21 protein-coding genes and 3 tRNA genes are annotated in these 20993 nt (G+C 73.9%); 6 read left to right on the top strand and 18 right to left on the bottom strand.

What is annotated here, in order from left to right; translation table 11 throughout:
- Positions 1-61 precede the first annotated feature (61 nt).
- The 4 genes from GCE86_RS00785 to leuC form a co-directional block, all read right to left on the bottom strand.
- Positions 62-2011 (bottom strand): endonuclease/exonuclease/phosphatase family protein, encoded by a 1950-nt coding sequence (locus GCE86_RS00785; protein WP_154225117.1) that lies wholly within the window; start codon positions 2009-2011, stop codon positions 62-64.
- A 132-nt stretch (positions 2012-2143) separates the two neighbouring features.
- Positions 2144-2770 carry an HU family DNA-binding protein gene (locus GCE86_RS00780; protein WP_154225116.1) on the bottom strand — a complete coding sequence of 209 codons (627 nt, stop codon included), beginning with the start codon at positions 2768-2770 and terminating at the stop codon, positions 2144-2146.
- Positions 2771-2930: 160 nt separating this feature from the next.
- Positions 2931-3518, bottom strand: coding sequence for a 3-isopropylmalate dehydratase small subunit (gene leuD / locus GCE86_RS00775; RefSeq protein WP_154225115.1), 588 nt, complete (start codon positions 3516-3518; stop codon positions 2931-2933).
- A gap of 15 nt (positions 3519-3533) precedes the next feature.
- Positions 3534-4976 carry a 3-isopropylmalate dehydratase large subunit gene (gene leuC / locus GCE86_RS00770; protein WP_154225114.1) on the bottom strand — a complete coding sequence of 481 codons (1443 nt, stop codon included), beginning with the start codon at positions 4974-4976 and terminating at the stop codon, positions 3534-3536.
- Positions 4977-5025: 49 nt separating this feature from the next.
- Here leuC and GCE86_RS00765 point away from each other — a divergent pair, with 49 nt between their 5' ends.
- A complete protein-coding gene (locus tag GCE86_RS00765; RefSeq protein WP_013284529.1) occupies positions 5026-5712 on the top strand; it encodes an IclR family transcriptional regulator in 687 nt (228 codons plus the stop codon).
- A gap of 170 nt (positions 5713-5882) precedes the next feature.
- Here GCE86_RS00765 and GCE86_RS00760 read toward each other — a convergent pair.
- From GCE86_RS00760 to GCE86_RS00745, 4 genes are all read right to left on the bottom strand, one after another.
- Positions 5883-5958: transfer RNA gene (locus GCE86_RS00760), tRNA-Glu, on the bottom strand.
- Positions 5959-6110: 152 nt separating this feature from the next.
- Positions 6111-6183 (bottom strand) — tRNA-Glu (locus GCE86_RS00755).
- Between the two features lie 137 nt (positions 6184-6320).
- A tRNA-Gln gene (locus tag GCE86_RS00750) sits at positions 6321-6392 on the bottom strand.
- A 106-nt stretch (positions 6393-6498) separates the two neighbouring features.
- Positions 6499-7302 carry a fumarylacetoacetate hydrolase family protein gene (locus GCE86_RS00745; RefSeq protein ID WP_154225113.1) on the bottom strand — a complete coding sequence of 268 codons (804 nt, stop codon included), beginning with the start codon at positions 7300-7302 and terminating at the stop codon, positions 6499-6501.
- Between the two features lie 174 nt (positions 7303-7476).
- On the opposite strand from GCE86_RS00745, the gene GCE86_RS00740 reads away from it, so the two are divergent.
- On the top strand, positions 7477-8844 hold the full coding sequence (locus GCE86_RS00740; RefSeq protein ID WP_154225112.1) for a hypothetical protein: 1368 nt from the start codon (positions 7477-7479) through the stop codon (positions 8842-8844).
- A 33-nt stretch (positions 8845-8877) separates the two neighbouring features.
- Complete coding sequence (locus tag GCE86_RS00735) at positions 8878-9756, top strand: 3-methyladenine DNA glycosylase (protein ID WP_244317136.1); 879 nt, start codon at positions 8878-8880, stop codon at positions 9754-9756.
- A 16-nt stretch (positions 9757-9772) separates the two neighbouring features.
- On the opposite strand, the gene sigJ is transcribed toward GCE86_RS00735, so the two are convergent.
- On the bottom strand, positions 9773-10681 hold the full coding sequence (gene sigJ, locus GCE86_RS00730) for an RNA polymerase sigma factor SigJ (RefSeq protein ID WP_244317134.1): 909 nt from the start codon (positions 10679-10681) through the stop codon (positions 9773-9775).
- A gap of 123 nt (positions 10682-10804) precedes the next feature.
- On the opposite strand from sigJ, the gene GCE86_RS00725 reads away from it, so the two are divergent.
- Positions 10805-11179: a hypothetical protein gene (locus tag GCE86_RS00725; protein ID WP_154225109.1), complete on the top strand. Its 375-nt coding sequence runs from the start codon at positions 10805-10807 to the stop codon at positions 11177-11179.
- A 3-nt stretch (positions 11180-11182) separates the two neighbouring features.
- Here GCE86_RS00725 and GCE86_RS00720 read toward each other — a convergent pair whose 3' ends face one another.
- From GCE86_RS00720 to GCE86_RS00685, 8 genes are all read right to left on the bottom strand, one after another.
- Positions 11183-11758 (bottom strand): GNAT family N-acetyltransferase, encoded by a 576-nt coding sequence (locus tag GCE86_RS00720; protein ID WP_154225108.1) that lies wholly within the window; start codon positions 11756-11758, stop codon positions 11183-11185.
- Positions 11759-11809: 51 nt separating this feature from the next.
- Positions 11810-12235: an alternative ribosome rescue aminoacyl-tRNA hydrolase ArfB gene (arfB, locus tag GCE86_RS00715; protein WP_154225107.1), complete on the bottom strand. Its 426-nt coding sequence runs from the start codon at positions 12233-12235 to the stop codon at positions 11810-11812.
- A 10-nt stretch (positions 12236-12245) separates the two neighbouring features.
- A complete protein-coding gene (locus GCE86_RS00710; protein WP_154225106.1) occupies positions 12246-12554 on the bottom strand; it encodes a hypothetical protein in 309 nt (102 codons plus the stop codon).
- A gap of 94 nt (positions 12555-12648) precedes the next feature.
- Positions 12649-13509, bottom strand: coding sequence for a S1C family serine protease (locus GCE86_RS00705; protein WP_154225105.1), 861 nt, complete (start codon positions 13507-13509; stop codon positions 12649-12651).
- A gap of 43 nt (positions 13510-13552) precedes the next feature.
- Positions 13553-14512, bottom strand: coding sequence for a VWA domain-containing protein (locus GCE86_RS00700; protein ID WP_154225104.1), 960 nt, complete (start codon positions 14510-14512; stop codon positions 13553-13555).
- The gene (locus GCE86_RS00695; RefSeq protein ID WP_154225103.1) at positions 14509-15495 is read right to left on the bottom strand and encodes a DUF58 domain-containing protein; all 987 of its coding nucleotides are present in this window, start codon (positions 15493-15495) and stop codon (positions 14509-14511) included. The genes GCE86_RS00700 and GCE86_RS00695 overlap by 4 nt, the downstream gene beginning before the upstream one ends.
- Positions 15492-16541 (bottom strand): AAA family ATPase, encoded by a 1050-nt coding sequence (locus tag GCE86_RS00690; RefSeq protein ID WP_154225102.1) that lies wholly within the window; start codon positions 16539-16541, stop codon positions 15492-15494. Before GCE86_RS00690 ends, GCE86_RS00695 begins: the two co-directional genes overlap by 4 nt.
- A 195-nt stretch (positions 16542-16736) precedes the next feature.
- The gene (locus GCE86_RS00685; RefSeq protein WP_154225101.1) at positions 16737-17276 is read right to left on the bottom strand and encodes a hypothetical protein; all 540 of its coding nucleotides are present in this window, start codon (positions 17274-17276) and stop codon (positions 16737-16739) included.
- A 299-nt stretch (positions 17277-17575) separates the two neighbouring features.
- Here GCE86_RS00685 and GCE86_RS00680 point away from each other — a divergent pair, with 299 nt between their 5' ends.
- The gene (locus GCE86_RS00680) at positions 17576-18538 is read left to right on the top strand and encodes an endonuclease/exonuclease/phosphatase family protein (RefSeq protein WP_154225100.1); all 963 of its coding nucleotides are present in this window, start codon (positions 17576-17578) and stop codon (positions 18536-18538) included.
- A 3-nt stretch (positions 18539-18541) separates the two neighbouring features.
- Here GCE86_RS00680 and cimA read toward each other — a convergent pair whose 3' ends face one another.
- Entirely contained in the window at positions 18542-20122 is a 1581-nt protein-coding gene (gene cimA / locus GCE86_RS00675; protein ID WP_154225099.1) for a citramalate synthase, read from the bottom strand.
- 310 nt (positions 20123-20432) lie between these two features.
- On the opposite strand from cimA, the gene GCE86_RS00670 reads away from it, so the two are divergent.
- Positions 20433-20993, top strand: coding sequence for a peroxiredoxin (locus GCE86_RS00670; RefSeq protein ID WP_154225098.1), 561 nt, complete (start codon positions 20433-20435; stop codon positions 20991-20993).

Raw genomic sequence — 20993 nt, 5'->3', positions numbered from 1 at the left:
TCGGCGAGGTGGCGGCATCCGGCGCGGTCGGACACCGCCACCTCGGCGAGTTGGCGTCGGTTCAGGGCAGGGCGAGCGTCACGGCGACCGGGAGGTGGTCGCTGGCGGTGCCGCGCGGTGCGGCCGCCCCGGACGGGGACAGCCCGGGTGTGACGAAGACGTGGTCGATCTGGCTGCGCGGCTCGTCGGCCGGGCTGGTGCGCAGCGGGCGGGCCGCGGCCAGCGCGTCGACAAGTCCGGCCCGGGTGAACTCGGCGAACGCCGGATCGCCGGGCTCGGTGTTGAGGTCGCCGCCGAGCACCAGCGGGCGGCCGGCCGCGTACCGGGTGGCGAAGGCGGCCACCTCGCCGGCCTGGGCCACCGGGCCCTCCCCCGGCGGCGGTTGCAGGTGGGTGGCGACCACGGCGAGGTCCCGGCCGCCGAGGTCGAGCGTGACGCCGAGCGCCTGCGCCCCGGTCGGCGCGCCGTGCGCCGCGAGCGGTTCGGTACGGCCGGCCCGCACCGGGAAGCGGCTCAACACCGCGTCGCCCCAGACCGGGTCGGCGGCGGGCGCGAAGACGTAGGGCATCCGCAGCCGCCCGGCCAGCAGGGCGAGGGTGTCGTGGCCGCCGTTGAGCAGCCAGCCCCGGTCCACCTCGCTGAGCAGCACCACGTCCGGCCGGCTGCCGTTCACCGCCCGGGCCAGCGCGTCCACGTCGAGCCGCCCGTCCAGCCCGAACCCCATCCGGATGTTGTACGCCACCACGCGTACCGCCGCCGGAGGCGTCGCGGGCGGCTTCGGGGCCGGGGCCGGGCGGTGGAGCCCGCCACCGACAGCGGTCAGGAGCATCGCCGCGAGGACCGTCCACACCGGCACGGGCCACCGGACCGGGGCCGCGGCCAACGGTGGGGCGAGCACGGCCGCGACGGCGACGGCGAGCGCCGCCAGCGCCGGCACCCATCCGTTCGGGTACCCGAGGTCGTAGGCGGCGTAGTAGGCCACGGCGCCGATGGCGAACCCCAGCATGCCGCCGACGACAGCGAATCCTCGCCGCCGCCCGCCGTCCGTGCCGGGATCGGCGGCCATGCCGAGGTCCTGGCTCGGCGAGGGGCCGCCGGGGCCGTCCACGAGGGCGAGGCAGCCACCGAGGCCGGCGGCGGCGAGCAGGACCGCCGGCGCCAGCCAGCCCGCCCGGTCGGTGGCGAACAGCCCGGCCCCGACGACCAGCGCGGCAGGCCAGAGCAGCCGCGCCACCGGCCGGGGCGGGCGGAGCAGCACCGCTGCCAGGAACAGGCCGATCGCCACCTCGGGCACCGCCGCGAGGCGCGCCGGGGGCAGCGCCAGGCCCGGCAGGTCCACCGACCCGTGCCAGTACGCGGCGGCCGCGTCCCACACCGCCGGGGCGAGCGCCACCTGGCCGGCCAGCAACAGCACCGGCCCCACCAGCAGCCAGGCCGCACGGCCGGCTCCCCCGCCCGGCTCCGAGGCGGCGCCACCGTCCAGAGCGACGCGACCGGCCGGCGGCGAGGCGGCCAGCTGGGCAGCGAGGAAGGCGGCAACCAGCAGGACGGACCCGACCCAGCCGAGCACGCCGCCCCGCCAGACCAGGTCCTCGGTGCCCAGCAGGGCGTGCCCGACGGCGGCCACGGCCAGGCCGTACGCCAGCCCCGGCACCGGCCGCGACACCGTCGCGGCGGTCGCGGCGAGCCACACGAGGCCGGCGAGCAGGCCGGCGCAGCCCAGCCAGAGCTGGACCCGGCCGCCGGGCGCGGCGGTCAGGGCGAGCCGGGTGGCGGCCAGGACCCCGGCCGCCACCGCGCCCACCGGGTGCGGGCCGAGCCGGCGGACCAGGACGGGCGCCGCGAGGGCGAGCACGAACCAGCCGAGGGCGAAGGCGCCGAGGAGTTCGGCCGGTGTCTCGGCGGCCCGGCCGAAGACGGTGATGATCGACGGCAGCCAGACCCGCAGCACGTCGAGCAGGACGACGACGCCCAGGGCGAGCGCGGCGGTGCGGAGCTGACGGTGGCGCACGGGCGCCCCTCTTCTCGTGACCGACGGGGGTTTTCGGCACGAGGATTCTGCGGGCCCGCGCGACGGCGGGTCAACGCGTACCCACGAAAAAGCGCCCACCGCGGACGGTGGGCGCCCTTTCGGGGCGTGCGGTCAGCGCCGGCTGGCGGCCTTCTTGGCCGGGGCCTTCTTCGCCGGCGCCTTCTTGGCGGCAGTGCTCTTGGCGGCCGTCGTCTTCTTGGCCGCCGTGGTCTTCTTGGCCGCGGCCGACTTCGCCGCGGTGGTCTTCTTCGCCGCGGTCGTCTTGGTCGCGGCCTTCTTCGCGGGCGCGGTCTTCTTGGCCGCGGCGGTGGTCCTGGTGGCCTTCGCCGCCGTGGTCTTCTTGGCGGCGCCCGCCGCCGTGGTCTTCTTCGCGGCGGTCGCCTTGGCCCCGGTCGCCTTCGCGCCGGTGGTCTTCGCGGCGGCCGTGGTGGTCTTCTTGGCGGCGACCGTGGCCTTCGGCACCTTGCCGCTGGCCACCATCTCCTTGAAGCCCGCGCCCGCACGGAAGGTCGGGACGGAGGTCTTCTTGACCTTCACCGCCTCGCCGGTCCGCGGGTTGCGCGCTGTTCGGGCGCCCCGGACACGCTTTTCGAACGCTCCGAAACCGGTGATCGCCACCTTCTCGCCCTTGGTGACCGCCGCCTGGACCTCAGTGAGGACCGCCTCGAGCGCGGCCGTCGCCGTCTTCCGGTCCCCCAGGCGAACGGCGAGCGCCTCGATGAGCTCGGCCTTGTTCACGACTTCCTCCCGATTGTGCAACTGACTCGTCGCGAGCCATTCTGCGCGCACGGTATGCCCTGTGCTGCCTGGACACAAACATTCGGTGGAAAAAAGCCCTTGTGTCGTAACGGATTCGCCCCCACCGGCGGGGCCGGTGGGGGCGAAAAGCTATCTGCGATCAGGCGACCGACGGCAGGAACGACGGCCGGGACGCCTCGTAGGCGCTGATCTCGGCCTCGTGCCGGAGGGTGAGTCCAATGTCATCCAAGCCCTCCATGAGCCGCCAACGGCTGTGGTCGTCCAGCGGGAACGCCCAGGTGGCGTCACCGGCGTGGACCTGGCGGGCGGTGAGGTCGACCGTGACGGGGGTGCTCGGCTCGGATTCCACGAGATCCCACAGTTCTTCCACGGCTTTCAATTCCAACTCGACCGGAAGGAGACCTTCCTTGAGCGCGTTGCCACGGAAGATGTCGCCGAAGCGGGGCGCGATCACGGCCCGGAAGCCCCAGTCCCGCAGCGCCCAGACGGCGTGCTCGCGGGAGGATCCGGTGCCGAACTCGGGACCGGCGATCAGAATCGACGCACCCGAATAGGCGGCATCGTTGAGGACGAATGAGGGGTCCTCCCGCCACGCGTTGAACAGTCCGTCGGCGAAACCGGTACGGGTCACCCGCTTGAGGTACACGGCGGGGATGATCTGATCGGTGTCCACGTTGGAGCGTCGCAGGGGCACGGCGGTGCCGGTGTGGGTGGTGAACTTGTCCATTGCTCGGCTGCCCTTCTACAGGTCGGCGGGGGCGGCCAGCCGGCCGACCACGGCGGTGGCGGCGGCGACCGGCGGGGACACCAGGTGCGTACGCCCGCCCCGGCCCTGGCGGCCCTCGAAGTTGCGGTTGGAGGTGGAGGCGGAGCGCTCACCGGGCTTCAGCGTGTCCGGGTTCATGCCCAGACACATAGAGCAGCCGGCAAAGCGCCACTCGGCGCCGGCGTCGGCGAAGACCTTGTCCAGCCCCTCCGCCTCGGCCGCCTCCCGGACCGCGGCCGAACCGGGCACCACCAGCATGCGTACGCCGTCGGCGACCCGGTGCCCGCGCAGCACGTCGGCGGCGGCGCGCAGGTCCTCCAGCCGGCCGTTCGTGCAGGAGCCGACGAAGACCACGTCCACGGCCAGGTCCCGCAGCGCGGTGCCGGGCGTGAGATCCATGTACTCCAGGGCCCGGCGGGCGGCGACCCGCTCCGGCTCGGTGACGAACTCCTCCGGGTCCGGCACGGCCGCGCCCAGCGGCACGCCCTGGCCCGGGTTGGTGCCCCAGGTGACGAACGGCGTGATCCGGCTCGCGTCCAGGGTCACCTCGGTGTCGAAGGTCGCCCCGTCGTCGGTGGGCAGCGTCCGCCAGTGGTCCACGGCCGCGTCCCAGTCGGCCCCCTGCGGCGCGTTGGGCCGCCCCTTGAGGTACGCGAAGGTGGTCTCGTCCGGCGCGATCATGCCGGCCTTGGCGCCCCACTCGATGGACATGTTGGCGATGGTCATCCGGCCCTCCATGGAGAGGTCCCGGATCGCCTCGCCCCGGTACTCCACGATGTGGCCGCGGCCGCCGCCCGTGCCCACCTGGGCGATGAGGGCGAGCACCAGGTCCTTGGCGGTCACCCCCGGGGCGAGCCGGCCGGTGACGTTCACGGCCATGGTCTTCGGGCGGGCCTGCGGCAGCGTCTGGGTGGCCAGCACGTGCTCGACCTCACTGGTGCCGATGCCGAACGCGAGCGCCCCGAACGCGCCGTGGGTGGCGGTGTGCGAGTCGCCGCAGACGATCGTCATGCCCGGCTGGGTGAGGCCGAGCTGGGGGCCGATGACGTGCACGATGCCCTGGTTCTCGTCGCCGAGCGGGTGCAGCCGCACCCCGAACTCGGCGCAGTTGCGGCGCAGCGTCTCGATCTGGGTGCGGGAGGTGGGGTCCGCGATCGTGAGCAGGTCGCCGCGCCGGGAGCGGAACGCTGGGTCGTCGTACCCGGTCGGGGTGTTGTGGTCCTCGGTCGCGATCGTGAGGTCCGTGCGGCGGACCGGGCGACCGGCCAGGCGCAGCCCGTCGAAGGCCTGCGGGCTGGTGACCTCGTGGAGCAGGTGCAGGTCGATGAAGAGCAGGTCCGGCTCGCCGTCGGCGGAGCGGACGACGTGCGCGTCCCAGACCTTCTCGGCCAGGGTCCTCGGTTGAGTGACTCCCACCATCTGGACATCCTAAATTCTGGGAGGTAAATTTCGGCTTGTGGGACACAGTATGAGCGGTGTCGGCGTTCTCGACAAGGCGGTGGTCATCCTGGCCGCCTGTGTCGACGGCGCCAGCCTGGCCGAACTCGTTGAACGCACCAAGCTGCCCCGGGCCACCGCGCACCGGCTGGCACAGGCCCTGGAGATCCACCGGATGCTGGTCCGGGACACCCAGGGGCGCTGGCGCCCGGGCCCCCGGCTCGGCGAGCTGGCCAACGCCGCGCCGGACGTGCTGCTGACCGCGGCCGAGCCGCTGCTCGCCGCGCTGCGCGACGCCACCGGCGAGAGCGCCCAGCTCTACCTGCGCCGCGCCGACGAGCGGATCTGCGTGGCCGCGGCCGAGCGGGCCAGCGGCCTGCGGGACACCGTGCCCGTCGGCTCGGTGCTGCCCATGACGGCCGGCTCGGCGGCGCAGATCCTGCTCGCCTGGGAGCCGCCCGAGGCGGTCATGCCGCTGCTGCCCCGGTCGAAGTTCACGGGCCGCACCCTCGCCGAGGTACGCCGCCGCGGCTGGGCGCAGAGCGTCGCCGAGCGCGAGGCCGGTGTGGCGAGCGTCTCGGCCCCGATCCGCGACCGCACCGGCCGGGTCATCGCCGCCATCAGCATCTCCGGCCCGATCGAACGCCTGGGCCGCCGCCCCGGCGAACGCCACGCCATGGCGGTGGTCCGAGCGGGCCAACGCCTCTCCGGCCTGTAACGGCACCCCACCCCACTCGCCCCGTTGATCATGAGGTAGCGGCAGTCAGGGAGATCAAGACCGCCGCCAACCTCATGATCGACGGAGTGGTCGGACGGAGTGAGTCTGCGCGGTGCGGGGACCGAACGGGAAACGGCCCGTCTCACGAAAGCGAGACGGGCCGTTTCCGGTGGTAGCCCCGACCGGATTCGAACCGGCGCTACCGCCTTGAGAGGGCGGCGTCCTGGGCCGCTAGACGACGGGGCCAGGCACTTTTCCTGCTTCACCGCCCTGACGAGCGGTGCGGCAGTAGTCTAGCGGCACCACATCCGGCCTCCACGAGGGGGTCGGGCCGTCAGGGACGAAACGAAGAAACGAAACAGCCCGCCCCACGAGGTGGGACGGGCTGTCAGCGCTTGTAGCCCCGACCGGATTCGAACCGGCGCTACCGCCTTGAGAGGGCGGCGTCCTGGGCCGCTAGACGACGGGGCCAGAACTTCATGCTTCCGCGCCCTCGCGGGCGGGGAAGCTGCACTCTATCAGAGATCAACTGCCGCTCCTCGTGCGAGGAGCTGAGCGGAACTCCGCCAGAATCCAGCGTCCGGGATTCTCGCGAATCCGCGGTTGCGCTGGGGTACCAGGACTCGAACCTAGACTAACTGAACCAGAATCAGTCGGGCTGCCAATTACCCCATACCCCATTGGCCCCTTGCGGCGCCAGGAACGAACTTTACCCTCCCGGTGCCGACAGGCCAAATCCAACCCCTCGAACCGCCCCTCAACTGCGGAAACGAGGCGTCGGACGCATCAGGCGACCGGCACCACCGGGTTGGTGAGTTCGCCGATCCCCTCGATCCGCACGGTGACCGTATCCCCGTCGGTGAGCGGGCTAACCCCGGCCGGCGTGCCGGTCAGCACCACGTCACCGGGGAGCAACGTCATGACGTGGGAGATGTACGACACCAGGGCCGGCACGTCGAAGACCATGTCCTTCGTGCGGCCGAGCTGGCGTACCTCCATCTCCTCCGGGTTGCGGCCCACCTCACAGCGGACCTCCAGGTCGCTGACGTCCAGCCCCGTGGTGATCCACGGCCCGATCGGGCAGAACGAGTCGAAGCCCTTGGCCCGGGTCCACTGCCCGTCGGAGCGCTGGAGGTCCCGCGCCGTGACGTCGTTGGCGCAGGTGTAGCCGAAGATGGCCCGTTCGGCGGCGGCCCGGTCGGCCCGCCGGGCGCCGGGGGCGCCGATCACCACGGCCAGCTCCGCCTCGTGCTCGACCTGCTTGGAGAAGATCGGCAGCCGGATGGCGTCCCGGGGGCCGATCACCGAGGTGGACGGCTTGAGGAAGAGCAGCGGCTCCTTGGGCACCTCGCTGCCGTGCTCGGCGGCGTGCTCGGCGTAGTTGCGGCCCACGCAGACCACCTTGCTGGGCAGGATCGGCGAGAGCAGCCGGACGTCGGAGAGCGCCCACCGGGCGCCGGAGAACTGGATCTGGCCGAACGGGTGGCCCTCGATCTCGGCGATGGTCAGGCCCTGCGGCCCGGCCTCCGGCTCGCCCTCGACGACCCCGAACGACATTCCCTTGGCATGAGCGAAACGAGCGATACGCACCCGGCCAATCTATCCCCGCCGGCGGGGCGGGCCACGCCGGACGCGGCCAGGGGTTCCCACCGGGCGGGCGGCGCGCCAGGGTACGCCGGCCCGCGCCGGCCGGGGCGGGATTGCGGACTTCGTACCCGCCCGGCGGGTCCGGGCCCATAGCTTCGGGGCCGGAGGTGCGTTCGTATGCCTGCATCGAGACGACACCACAGGACCCTGGCCGTGCTCGTGAACTGCCTCGGCATCATCGCGGCGGTGCCGGCGCTGCCCGCGGCGGCGCCCCGGGCGGAGGCCGCGCCCCCGCAACCGGCGGCTCCGCCGGCCGCGGCGGCCCAGGCCACCCCGATCCAGACCGGGATGCCGGCGGCGCCACCGGCGGCGCCGACCACGAAACCGGCGCCGATCCAGCTCAGCACGCCGCCGGTCACCGTGGCGGTGGCCGCGGCCGGCACACCGGCGCCGGGCTACCGGATCCAGGTTCACAACGCCGGCCCGACGCCGGTGGAGACGACCGTCCGGCAGGAACTGCCGGCCGGGGCCCGGGCGACCGCGGTGACCGGCGGCGGACGGGCCAACCACCCCGTCGGTTCGGCGGCCGCCAACGAGGTGACCTGGCGGCTGCGCCTGCCGGGGCGGAGCACGACCACGCTGAACACCGCGCTCAGCACGGCCGCTCCGGGCCGGGCGGTGACCGCACCGACCTGCGCCTACGGCACCGACGGCACCCGGCCGTACGACTGCGCCACGGCGACCTGGACGGGGTCCAGGATCCCGGCGGCGCAGGTGACCGCGGCGGCCCCGGCCTGGCGCCGCCCGCCGGTGCTGCTGGCCGCGCTGGCCGCGCTCCTGGTCGTCGCGGGCGGGGTGCTGTGGTGGGCGTGGCGCCGGCGGCGCACGCGGCCGGGCCCGGCCCCGGCGGCCACCGGCGTCCCGACCGTCGCCGGTGGCGTGGGCGGCCCGGCGGAGCAGGGAACCGTGTACCCGCGTCCGGCCATGCCCGCCCTCGCCGGGCGCCGCCGACGGCCGCCGATCTGGCTGGTGGTCGGTGTCGCCGCCGCGGTGCTGGCCGGCGTGGTGGGCGCGGCGGCGTGGACGGCCACCCAGCGGGTCGCCGCCATGGACACCACGAAGCAGCCGACCAGCGGCGCCTGGATGGGCAACAGCGTCACGGGTGCGCTCGGCGTCCCGCTGCGCGAGACCGCGTTCGAGTTCACCGTCTACCGGGTGTCCTGCGGCGTGGGCACGCTGCCGGCGGCACCGGGCGGCGGCCGGCAGTGCCTGGCCACGGTCGGGGTGCGCAATCTCACGGGCGGGGAGCAGACCTGGCACGGGCAGCTGCAGCGGGCGTACCTGCCCGGGGGCAACTGGGTGGCCACCGACGAGAACGCCACCCGGGTGGCGAACCTCGGCCGGGACGTCTTCGCCCACCCGGTCGCCGCGGGCTCCCGGGTGCTGTTGCCGCTGGTGTTCACCGTGCACGGCGACGCCCCGCCCAAGCAGTTGGAGCTGCGCAGCGGCGTCTTCTCGGCCGGGGTGCGGGTGGACGTGCGGTGACCGGGGGCGGGCGGCGGCCGTACCCTGGGGTCCGTGACCGCCGCCCTCGCCCCCGCCACCTGGCTGGCCCGCCTGCGGGCGCACGAGGAGCGCGCCGACTCACTCACTGCGGGGCACCGCGCCCGCCGGGCGGCGCGGGAGCGCCACGCGATCGACGACTTCCTCTACGACTACTACGGCACCAGGCCGTCCGTGCTGCGGCGGTGGCACCCCGGCGTCGGGGTCACCCTGGAACCCGGTCCGGACGGACCCGCGCCGCACCGGACCTGGCGGTGGTACGCCACCGACGCGGACGGGGGTGTGCGCTTCGACACCGAGGCGTTCCTCGCCGACCGGGCGGAGTCGGTGCGCTTCATCCACCGGCTGCTGTCCTCGATCGCGTCGCGGCCGGCCTTCACCGGCTGCTTCGGCCTGCACGAGTGGGCGATGGTGTACCGGCAGCGCGCCCATCGTCACCCGCTCCCCCTGCGCCTCGGCCAGGAGGGCACCGACGCCGTGGTCGAGTCGCACCAGATCCGCTGCACGCACTTCGACGCGTTCCGCTTCTTCACCCCGGACGCGGTCGGCCTCAACCGGCTCCGGCCCACGCGGGAGAGCCAGGTGGAGCTGGACCAGCCGGGCTGCCTCCACGCCTCGATGGACTGCCACAAGTGGGCGACCAAGCTGGGGCCCGCGGTTCCGGGCGAGCTGGCGCTCGACTGCTTCGCGCTGGCGGGGGACATCCGGCTGCTCGACATGCAGGCCTCCCCGTACGACTTCTCCTCCTACGGGGAACGGCCCGTGGCCATCGAGACCCCGGAGGGCAAGGCGGAGTACGTCGCACGTCAACGCGAGTTCGCCGAGCGCGCCGGCCACCTCCGGGCCCGGCTGATCGAGGTCTGCGCGACCATGCTGGAACCGGCCGGGGTGTGACGGGGCCGGCGCGACGCTAGCCCTCCGGCGCCCACGGCCGCAGCTTCTCCGGGTTGCGGACCGCCCAGATCCGCCGGACGCGCCCGTCGGAGACGTCGAACGAGGCCACCGTCACGACGACGCCGGCACGCTGGGCCACCAGGCCCGGCACACCGTTGACGGACCGCTCCAGGAGTTCGAGGCCCGGGGCCAGGTCGGCGATGGCGACCAGGTACCGGGCGATGCGTGCCGCGCCCTCGACCGGGTGCAGGACCGTACCGACCACGCCGCCGCCGTCGGCGGTCATCACGGCGGCCGGGTTGAGGAGACCGACGAGGGTGGCGATGTCCCTGGCCTCCCACGCCTTCCGGACGTCCCGCACCACCTCGGCCTGGCCGGTCGCCGGCTCGGGGGCGCGCGCGGCGCTCACCCGCCGCCGCGCCGAGGCCGCCAGCTGCTTGCAGGCCGCCGGGGAACGGCCGAGAACGTCGGCGATCTCGGCGAACGGGTACCGGAAGACCTCGTGCAGGACGAACGCCACCCGCTCGGCGGGCGTCGTCGACTCCAGGACGACGAGGAGGGCCATGGACACCGACTCGTCCAGGACGATCTGGTCGGCGGGATCCGCGGGGCCGCCGGGGTCGGCGCCGCCCGCGTGGTTCCACTCGGTGCGGTCGGGCAGCGGCTCGGGCAGCCACGCGCCGACGTAGCGCTCCCGGCGGGCCCGGGCCGAGCCGAGCACGTCCAGGCAGATGCGGCTGGTCACCGTCGTCAGCCAGGCGCCCGGGGACCGGATCTCCTCCTGCCGGCTCGGGGGCAGCCCGTACCAGCGTGCGTAGGCGTCCTGTACGGCGTCCTCGGCCTCGCTCACCGAACCGAGCAGCCGGTACGCGACGTTGATCAGTTGCCGTCGCTCGCCGGCTATCTCCTCTGTGCGGGTTCCCACAGTCCCCATGCTTCCGGTCGCCCCCGCCTTACCTTTCGCCGGCCCGCGTCGTCGGGCTGGTGAGACCTTGACGATCTACTGCCCGAGGGTGGCGAACCCGAGGGCGGGAAAGGGGACCGTGACATGGCCACCCAGGTGACGGCGCCGGCGAACGCGCGGCGCGGCTTCTCGTTCCTGCAGCTCGCGATCGCCCTGCAGACCCTGACCATCTTCGTTCAGGCGGTCTCCGCCGGACTGCTGCTGACCTCGTCCTACGGCGAGACGCTGCACAGCGCCGGAGCCCGGGTGATGTACGCGGCGTCGATGCTGTACGTGCTCGCGGCGGTGCTGGCGTGGAAGCCGGGCGGCGGCTCGCCCCGGCCGGTCTGGCACGCGTCGGGATTCCTCGTGCTCGCCTCGGTCCAGGTCGTGCTCGGCATCGCGCACGTCCCGTCGGTCCACCTGCCCCTGGGTGTCCTGATGTTCGGTCTGAGTGTGCTGGCGCTGGCCCGCCGGTGAGGGTCAGGCGGCCGGGTGGCCCCGGTGCACGGCCCACTCGTCGGCCAGGATCGACATGACGCTGGCGTCCACCCAGCCGTCGCCGTCGCGGAGGACCTGCCGCAGCGTGCCCTCGACCACGAAACCGACCTTCTCGTAGACCCGGCGGGCGCGCGGGTTGAAGGCGAACACCTCCAGCCCGATCCGGTGCAGGCCGAGCTGCTCGAAGCCGTACCCGACGACGAGCCGGACCGCCTCGGTGCCGAGCCCGCGGTCCCGGCCGGCGGGACCGATCAGGGTGCGGAAGTTGCAGCTGCCGTTGTCCCGGTCCCACTCGTTGAGGACGACCTCGCCCACGCACGCCCCGGTCGCCCGGTCGACGACGGCCAGGTCGAGCCGGTCCGGCTGGCTGTTGCGGGTGCCGTACCAGGCCCGCAGCCGGGCCGGCTCGAGCCCCTCCCCCGGCGGGCTGCCGGTGAGCCGGGCCACCTCCGGGTCGGCCAGGATCGCCTCGAAGGCGGCGAGGTCGTCGTCGACGAACGGGCGCAGCAGGGCACGCTCGCCGGTGAGGGTGGGCTTGACGGAGAAATCGCTCGGCACCCGGGCATTCTGGGGGCGGCTGACCCGGGGCTCAAACCCTTTTCGGGTACGTCAGTCGCCGTCCACCCGGCGGTCGCGCTTGCGCTGGGACTGCCGCTTCTTCTCGGCCAGCCGCCGCTCCTTGGCCGCCCGGGACGGCCGGGTGGGGCGGCGGGGCTTCGGCGGCGGCGCGACCGCCTCGCGCAGCAGGGCGGCCAGGCGTTCGCGGGCCGCCTCGCGGTTGGCCAGCTGCGCCCGGTGCTCGCTGGCCGCGACGGTGAGCACCCCGTCGACCAGCCGGTTGGCGAGCCGGTCCAGGGCGCGGGCGCGCAGCGCCTCGGGCACGCTGGGCGATCCGGCCAGGTCGAAGCTCAGCTCCACCCGGGAGTCGGTGGTGTTGACCCCCTGTCCACCCGGGCCGGACGAGCGGGAGAAGCGTTCCCGCAGCTCGGCATCGGGCACCACGAGCCGGTCCGTCACCCGCAGTCCGTCGTCCACGCCCCCGAGGCTAGCGCCCGGCGCGGTGACCCGGGGTGGCGGTCACGGTCGGGGTCGGGGTGGTCGCGGGGTCCGCGCGTTCGTGGTCCGACCCGGCCGCCGCGTACGCCGCCGCCCCGACCAGCAGCAGCGCGATCACACCGATCTTGGTGACCACCGCCCGGATCGCCACCCAGGCGGTACGCCGGGCACCGGGCACGCTGGTCTTGATCGTCTGGTAGTCCTTCCAACCCCGCTGCGCGCGGGCGTACGACGCGCCGACACCGGCGCCGATGACCAGGCCCATCAGGAGGAGGGCCGCGATGACAGCTTGCTCCACCCACGCCAGTATCCATACTCAGCGTAATATTTCTATGGCCCGATGGTCCCACGCCGGATATCCGACACTTCCCGGGCCACCACGACCGCGCAGGTCAGCCGCCCCGGCCGATGATGGTGTCGGCGGTCTGCTGCACCTGGTCGATCGGGATGGCGAACCCGATGCCGATGGAGCCGTTGCCGTCGATGGTGGCGATGGCCGTGTTCACCCCGACCACCTCGCCACGCGCGTTGACCAGCGGCCCGCCGGAGTTGCCCGGGTTGATGGAGGCGTCGGTCTGCACCGCGGTGTGCCGGCCGTTGCCGATGCGCACCTGCCGGTTGAGCGCGCTGACGATACCGGCCGTGACGGTGCCGGCCAGGCCCAGCGGGGAGCCGACCGCGAGCACCGGCTCGCCCACCCGGGTGGAGTTCGGCTTGGCCAGCGGCAGTGCCGACAGCCGGGCCGACGGGGGCACCTTCAGCACCGCCAGGTCGCTGGCCGGTTCCCGCCCCACCACCTCGGCGGCGAACCGGCGCCCGTCGGAGGTCTCCACGGTCACCGGCCCGGAGCCGCCCCGGGACAGGATGTGGTCGTTGGTCACGATGTGCTGCTCGTTGTCGATGGCGAAGCCGGAGCCGCTGGCCGACGCGCCGGTCGATCCGCCGACCATGACCGAGACCACGCCGGGGACGGTCTTCTCGGCGGCCGTGACCAGCTCCGCCGGCACCGGAGCCGCGGAGGCCGCGGACGGGCCGGGCGCGTCCCGGTCGGCGGCCCAGGTGCCGGCCGCCGCCCCGGAGACGGTGGACAGCGCCACCACCGCCGCGGCGCTCAGCAGCCGGCGCCGCCAGCCGCGCCGTGCGGCGTCCCGCTCCGATCCGGGTACGTCCCAGCGCCCGCGCCCGTCCGGGTCCAGCTCCGGCGAGACGAACCACGGGCCGCGCGGCTCGCCGAGTCCGGTCTGCACTGCCATACCTGGGCTCCTCACGTGTCGTGCGTCGTCCGGTCCTTGCTGGTCAGGGCAGCCGGGAGAACCACCGCAGCGATCCGGCGGCGGCACCCATGGCGAAGACCAGCCCGAGGCCGATGAAGCGGGCCGAGATGTCCTGCCGTTCCCTGCGGTAGCCCACCGACGTGCCGATGTCCTCGTAGACGGCGCGCAGTTCGGCGCTCGTGGACGCCTCGTGGAAGCCGCCCCCGGTCTCCTCGGCGACCGCCTTGAGGGTCTGGCCGTCGACCGGCACCTGGATCGCCCGCCCACCCCGGTCCACCGAGCCGGACGGCGTGCCGAACGAGATGGTGTGCACCGGCACCTTGGCCGCCACGGCCTGGCCGGCCGCCTCCATGGGATCCATCCCGGACGTGTTCGCGCCGTCGGAGAGGATGATGATCCGCGCCGGCGGCGGGTCCTTGGCGGCCTTGGCGTCCAGGCTCTTCACCGCGCCCAGCGAGGTGCTGATGGCCTCGCCGATGGCGGTGCCCTGCACCCCGGTGATCCCCTCGGCGAGCCGCTGGACCCCCTCGTCCAGGGCCTCCCGGTCGGTGCTCGGCGGCACCACCACGGCCGCGCTGCCGGCGAACGCGACGAGCCCGACGTTGAACTCGTCGGGCAGCCCGTCGACGAACCGGCGGGCGGCCTCCTTGGCGGCCGTCAGCCGGTCCGGGTCGACGTCGCCTGCCAGCATCGAGGTGGAGACGTCCACCGCCACCATGACGGTGGCCCGTTCCCGGGGCACCCGCACCTCGGCGTTGGGCCGGGCGAAGCCGACCACCAGCAACGCCAGCATGGCGAGGAAGAGCCCCGCCGGGACGTGCCGGCGCCAGGCCGGCCGCTGCGGGGCGACCCGGTCCAGCAGCCGCAGGTTGGTGAAGCGCACGGCGTACCGGCTCTGCCGGCGCTGCATGGCCAGGTAGCCGACGACCAGCGCGGCGACGCCGAGCAGGAGCCAGAGGCGGGCGGGCGACTCCCAGGTCACGCCGCACCTCCCCGGGCCACGGCGGGCGCGGCGGCGAGCCGGCGCTGGGCGTGCACGTGCCGCACGATGTCGGCGCTCCAGTCCCGGTCGGTACGCAGCGCCAGGTGCGTGGCCCCGGACCGGCGCAGCGCGTCGCGCACCTGGTCGCGCTGGGCGGCGGCGGCCTGCGCGTACCGCTCACGCAGGCCCGGGTCGCCGGTCCACACCTCACGGCGGCGGCCGGTCTCCGGGTCGACGAGGGTGACCAGCCCGACGTCGGGCAGCTCCAGCTCGCGGGGATCGGTCACCTCGACCGCCAGCACCTGGTGCCGGACGGCCAGCCGGCGCAGCACGGCCTCCCAGGCCGGTGCGGCGTCCGGCTCGTCGGGCAGCCCGTCGAGGAAGTCGGAGACGACCACCACGAGCCCGCGCCGGGTGGCCATCCGCTGGAGCCCGTCCAGCCCGTCGTGCAGGCCCGGCGTCACCGGGTGCCCGTCGGTGCGCGGCGCGTCCAGCAGCGCGCGGAGCAGGCCGAGCAGATGGGTACGCCCGCCGCGGGCCGGGAACCGGCGGATCCCGTCCGGGGCGAGCACCTGCCCGCCGAGACGGTTGCCGACGCCGGCGGTGAGGAAGCCGACCGCCGCCACGGCCGCCACCGCCAGCTCCCGTTTGTCCAGTGTGGCCGTGCCGTACTCCATGCTCGGGCTGGCGTCGACCAGCAGCCAGGTGGTCAGCTCGCGGTCGGCGTCGACCTCGCGGACGTGCGGGACGGTCGTCCGGGCCGTCACCGCCCAGTCCATCCGGCGCACCTCGTCCTCGCCGGGGCGGTACTCCCGGCTGCCGGCGGCCTCGCTGCCGGGGCCGGGCAGCAGGCCCCGGTACTGGCCGTGCAGCAACCCGTCGAGCCGCCGGGTGACGGTCAGTTCCAGGCGGCGCAACCGCTGGTCGGGGGCCAGGTCGGCGAGCCCGGGGTCGGGCAGGGTGGGTGCGTCCCGGCGCCTCATGCCGCCGCCAGGTCGGCCGCCGCCTCCGGGTGCCCGGTGACCACCCGGGGTGGCGGGACCGCCTCGACCAGCCGGCGGACCAGCGTCTCGGCGGAGATCCCGTCGGCCACCGCGTCGAAGGAGAGCACCAGCCGGTGGGCCAGCACGTCGACCGCGAGGTCCCGCACGTCCTCCGGGAGCACGTAGTCGCGGCCGTGGATGAGCGCCTGCGCCCGGGCCGCCGCCACCAGGCCGAGGGTGGCCCGGGGGCTCGCTCCGTACGCCAGCAGCGGGGCGATGTCGGGCAGCCCGAACCGCCCCGGGTCCCGGGTGGCCAGGATGAGCCGGACCACGTACTCGGCGAGGGCGTGGTGGACGAAGACGTCGGCGGCGCGGCGCTGGAGTTCGCGCAGCCGGGCCGCGTCGAGCACCGGGCGCGCGGTCGGCCGCTCGGTGCTCATCCGGTAGAGGATGGCCAGTTCGTCGGCGTCGCTCGGGTAGTCCACGACGATCTTCATGAGGAAGCGGTCGCGCTGCGCCTCGGGGAGCTGGTAGACGCCCTCCGACTCGATCGGGTTCTGGGTGGCCAGCACCAGGAACGGGTCCGGGACCGGCCAGCTCCGGCCGCCGATGGAGACCTGCCGCTCGGCCATCGCCTCGAGCAGCGCCGACTGCACCTTGGCCGGGGCCCGGTTGATCTCGTCGGCGAGCACCAGGTTCGCCATGATGGGGCCCAGCTCCACGTCGAACGCCTCGGTGGAGGCCCGGTAGATGCGGGTGCCGACGATGTCCGAGGGGACCAGGTCGGGGGTGAACTGGATCCGGGAGAAGGTGCCGCCGACCACGGTGGCGAGGGTCTGCGCCGCGAGGGTCTTGGCGACCCCCGGCACGCCCTCCAGCAGGCAGTGACCGTCGGCGATCAGGGCGGTGAGCAGTCGATCGACGAGGCGATCCTGCCCGACGATCACGCGTTTGACCTCGAAGAGGGTCTGTTCCAGCTCGACGCCGCTCGCGTCGGCATCGACCGGGCTGGGCACGCTGGCCAGGGTGTCCGAGATGTCCGTCACGGTGCTTGCTTCCCGGGCCGGCATGCGGACAAACGTCGGATTATCGGCCCCTGAGCGGCCCTTCCCGGGCCGGACGGGTACGACTCCCCCGGCCGGCCCCCAACGGCGCGAGCGGGTGCGGGCCGGGGCAGACCGGGGCAGGCGGGCACGACAGCCGGCCCCCGCCCGGAGGCGGGGGCCGGCTGCCGGCGGGGGTCAGTTGGCGATGAACAGGTGGAACGGCCGGTCCGCGCACCCACCGGTGGAGCTGCGGGTCTGGACGAAGACCGCGTTCGGGATCAGGTAGCGGGGTGCCACCGCGACCTCACCCGCGGGTGGGACGTTCGCCGCGTCGTTGGTGCCGATCGTGGCGTGCAGGCCCTTGAGGTTGACCGCGTAGTCGAGTGTCACCTGGTACTGCCCGGCGAACTGGCCCGGCGTCGACGCGGAGAACTTCTTGGCGCTCACGACGTTCGCCGAGTGCTGGAGCAGCGTCCCGTTGCTGCTGACCACCGCCCAGGCGACCAGCCCGGGCGTCGGCGCGGCCAGGGTGGCGTTCAGCGCGGCCTTGGCGGCCCGGGTCTCGGCGGCGGTCACCGGCGGCTGCTGGCCGGGCGGCCGGGCACCCGGCTGCGCCACCTCGGCGGGCGCCTTCGCCGCCGGGTGGGCGGCGGCCGCGATGCCCCCGCCGGCCAGGGTGAGGGACAGCGCGGCGAGGGCCACCACCGTCGCCTTGCGCTTGAGGAATGTGGCCATGAAAGATCTCCCTTTTGTGACCGTGGTGATACGGCCGGCCCGCGCCTGGGCGTGGGACGGATGGATGCGGCACAAAAGCCAGGCGCAGTTCTGAGCGCACCGTCAGTGTCGAACACCTGGCCCTTAAGCTGGGATTACTACGGAGAGTCGCGACGTCTCGACCAGGTGGAACCTAACATCGGAAAATGCGGACGGTCAATAGCTCACATTTCCTCGGCCGCGTCTGAGAAATGCGTTGGATAATTGTGAGAAGTGAACGACCGACCATTCATGAAAACGCGCCGTGTATTGTGGCGGCCATGATCACGAGGGGACGGGTCGCCTCGGTCGCGTGCTGGCTGGCGGCCGTGCCCGTGGCCGCCTGGGCGCTGCTCCGGCTCGCCGGGCTGGAACGGGGGCCGCTCGTGCAGGCGGTCGCCTTCACGCCGTACGTCGCCGCCGCCGCGCCGGCCGCCCTCGTGCTGGCGCTCGCCCTGCGGCGCCGCGTGCCCGCCGTGGTCGCGGCCCTCGCCGCGCTCGCGCTGGCCGGCGCCGTGGCGCCACGGGCCGTCGGCGACGACGGGCCCACCGCGGACGGGCCGGTGCTCCGCCTGCTCACCGCCAACCTGCTCAAGGGCGGCGCCGAGCCGGCCCGGCTGGTCGAGCTGGTGCGGACGCACCACGTGGACGTGCTCACCGTGCAGGAGTTCACCCCGCAGATCGCCGCCGAGCTGGACCGGCTCGGGCTGGCCACCCTGCTGCCCTACCGGTCGCTGCAACCCGAGGTCGGCACCACCGGCTCCGGCCTGTACGCGCGCCACCCGCTCAGCGGCACCGGCTTCCGGCGCAACGAGGGCTTCTCCTTCACCCAGGCGTACGGGACGGTGGCCGTGCCGGGCGCGCCACCGCTGCGGGTGGAGTCCGCGCACCCGGCCGCCCCGTACTCCGTCGAGGTGGTGCCGGACTGGTGGACCGACCTGCGCGCCCAGCCGCACGCCACCCCGGAGGGCGGCTTGAGCGTGCTGGCCGGCGACTTCAACGCCACCCTCGACCACGCGCCGCTGCGCGATCTCATCGACACCGGCTACGTGGACGCCGCCGACGCGGCCGGCGCCGGCTTCTCGGGCACGTGGGGTCCCTACGACGGCGACCCGATCCCGCCGGTGACCATCGACCACGTGCTGGTCGACCGGCGCATCGCCGTGCGCGCGGTCAGCGTGCACGACGTCCGGGGCAGCGACCACCGGGCCGTGCTGGCCGAGCTGCGGCTGCCCGCCGCGTGAGGCTCAGACCCGCGCCCGGTCCAGGCCGTAGGTGAGGGCGTCGACCAGCGCGTGCCAGCTGGCCTCGACCACGTTGGGGTGGACGCCGACCGTGGTCCAGTCGCGGCCGGCCCCGGCGGTCTCCACGAGCACCCGGGTCACCGCGCCGGTGCCGTGGCTGCCCTCCAGGATGCGCACCTTGTAGTCGGCCAGCTCGAACTCGCGCAGCTCCGGGTAGTGCCGGGCGAGCGCCACCCGCAGCGCCTCGTCGAGGGCGTTGACCGGGCCGTTCCCCTCGGCCGTCGCGATGACGCGCTCGCCGCGTACCCGGATCTTGACGGTGGCCTCGGAGACGACCGCGCCGTCCTCGCGGTGCTCGACCAGCACCCGGTAGGACTCCAGGGCGAACGGCCGGGGCGGCGCGGCGTCCGGCAGCTCGGAGCGGACCAGCAGCTCGAACGAGGCGTCGGCGGCCTCGAACGACCAGCCGCCGGCCTCCAGCTCCTTGATCCGGCTGGTCACCTTGGACAGCGCGTCCGGATGGCCGGCCAGGTCGAGGCCCAGCTCACGGCTCTTGAGCTCGACGCTGGCCCGGCCGGCCATCTCGGTCACGAGGATCCGCATGTCGTTGCCCACCACCGAGGGATCCACGTGGTTGTAGAGCAACGGGTCGACCTTGATCGCGCTCGCGTGCAGCCCCGCCTTGTGGGCGAAGGCAGCGGCCCCGACGTAGGCCTGGTGGGTGTCGGGGGCGATGTTGGCGATCTCGGCGATGGCGTGCGAGACCCGCACCATCTGTTCCAGGCAGCCCTCCGGTAGGACGGGCATGCCGAGCTTGAGCTGGAGGTTGGCCACGATGGCGAAGAGGTCGGCGTTGCCGGGGCGCTCGCCGTAGCCGTTGGCGGTGCCCTGGACGTGCCGGACGCCGGCCTCGACCGCCGCGATCGTGTTGGCCACCGCGCAGGCGGTGTCGTTCTGGGCGTGCATGCCGAGCCGCTCCGGGGCGATCCCGGTGCGCGCCGTGAGGTCGGTGATCGCGGCGGTGACCTGGGAGGGCAGCATGCCGCCGTTGGTGTCGCAGAGGACGAACCGCTCGGCCCCGGCGGCGAGCGCGGTCTCCGCCACGGCGGCCGTGTACGCCGGGTCGTAGCGGTAGCCGTCGTAGAAGTGCTCCCCGTCGACGAAGACCCGCCGCCCCTGCGCCACCAGGTACGCGATCGTGTCGCGGACCATCGCCAGGTTCTCCTCGGCGGTGGTGCGCAGCGCCCGCTCGACGTGCCGCAGGTCCGCCTTGGCGACCAGCGCGACGGCCGGGGTCGCCGCGTCGAGCAGCCCGCGCACCTGCGGGTCGTCCTCGACCGCGACGCCGGCCTTCCGGGTCGCCCCGAACGCGACCAGGACGGCGTGCCGCAGCTCCAGCTCGGTGCGGGCCCGGCGGAAGAACTCGGTGTCCTTGGGCACCGCGCCCGGCCAGCCGCCCTCGATGAAGCCGACCCCGAGGTCGTCGAGCAGGCGGGCCACCGCCAGCTTGTCGACCACCGAGTAGGTGAGGCCCTCGCGCTGGGCGCCGTCGCGCAGCGTCGTGTCGTACACCTGGAAGGTCATGGGAGTCCTCTTCTCGAACCTGCGGGAGCAACAAAAAGACCCCCCGCGGATGCGGGAGGTCTGCGCGCTCGGCGAGGGGGTGGGCCGGCGCGCTAGCTGCCAATAATCAGGACGGAGCTGGTCACGGTCCGTACTCTGCCACTCCGCTCCGGGTTTTGGGAGGAGAAACCCACATCGCGGGACAAGCCGGTGATCGACTTAACAGGGGAACCGCCCGGCGCCGGGCGGGAAGCGGGCTGCGGAAGCATCTGGAACAGATCCAGTTACCGGCCCGGCGGCACACCGTTCGGGCCGCCAGCAAGGAGGACCGTTGCTCACTGTCGGTGACCACTTCCCCGAGTACGAACTCACCGCCTGCGTCTCGCTCGACGCCGACAAGGCGTTCGAGACGATCAACCACAAGACCTACGAGGGCAAGTGGCGCGTCGTGTTCTTCTGGCCGAAGGACTTCACCTTCATCTGCCCCACGGAGATCGCCGAGTTCGGCCGCCTCAACGGCGAGTTCGCCGACCGGGACGCCCAGGTCCTCGGCGTCTCCGTGGACAACGAGTTCGTCCACTACGCCTGGCGCAAGGACCACCCGGACCTGCGCGACCTGCCCTTCCCGATGCTCAGCGACATCAAGCGTGAGCTGACCGCCGACTGCGGCGTGCTCGGCGAGGACGGCGTCGCGCAGCGGGCCACCTTCATCGTCGACCCGGACAACGAGATCCAGTTCGCCATGGTGACCGCCGGCTCGGTCGGCCGGAACGTATCCGAGGTGCTGCGGGTGCTCGACGCCCTGCAGACCGACGAGCTCTGCCCGTGCAACTGGAACAAGGGCGGCGCCACCCTGGACGCCAACGCGCTGCTCGCCGGGGCCGGGGCCTGA

The sequence above is a fragment of the Micromonospora terminaliae genome (assembly GCF_009671205.1).
Lineage (GTDB): Bacteria > Actinomycetota > Actinomycetes > Mycobacteriales > Micromonosporaceae > Micromonospora > Micromonospora terminaliae.
The sequence above is the reverse complement of the archived record's forward strand: the minus strand, read 5'-3'. Positions and strand labels throughout refer to the sequence as shown.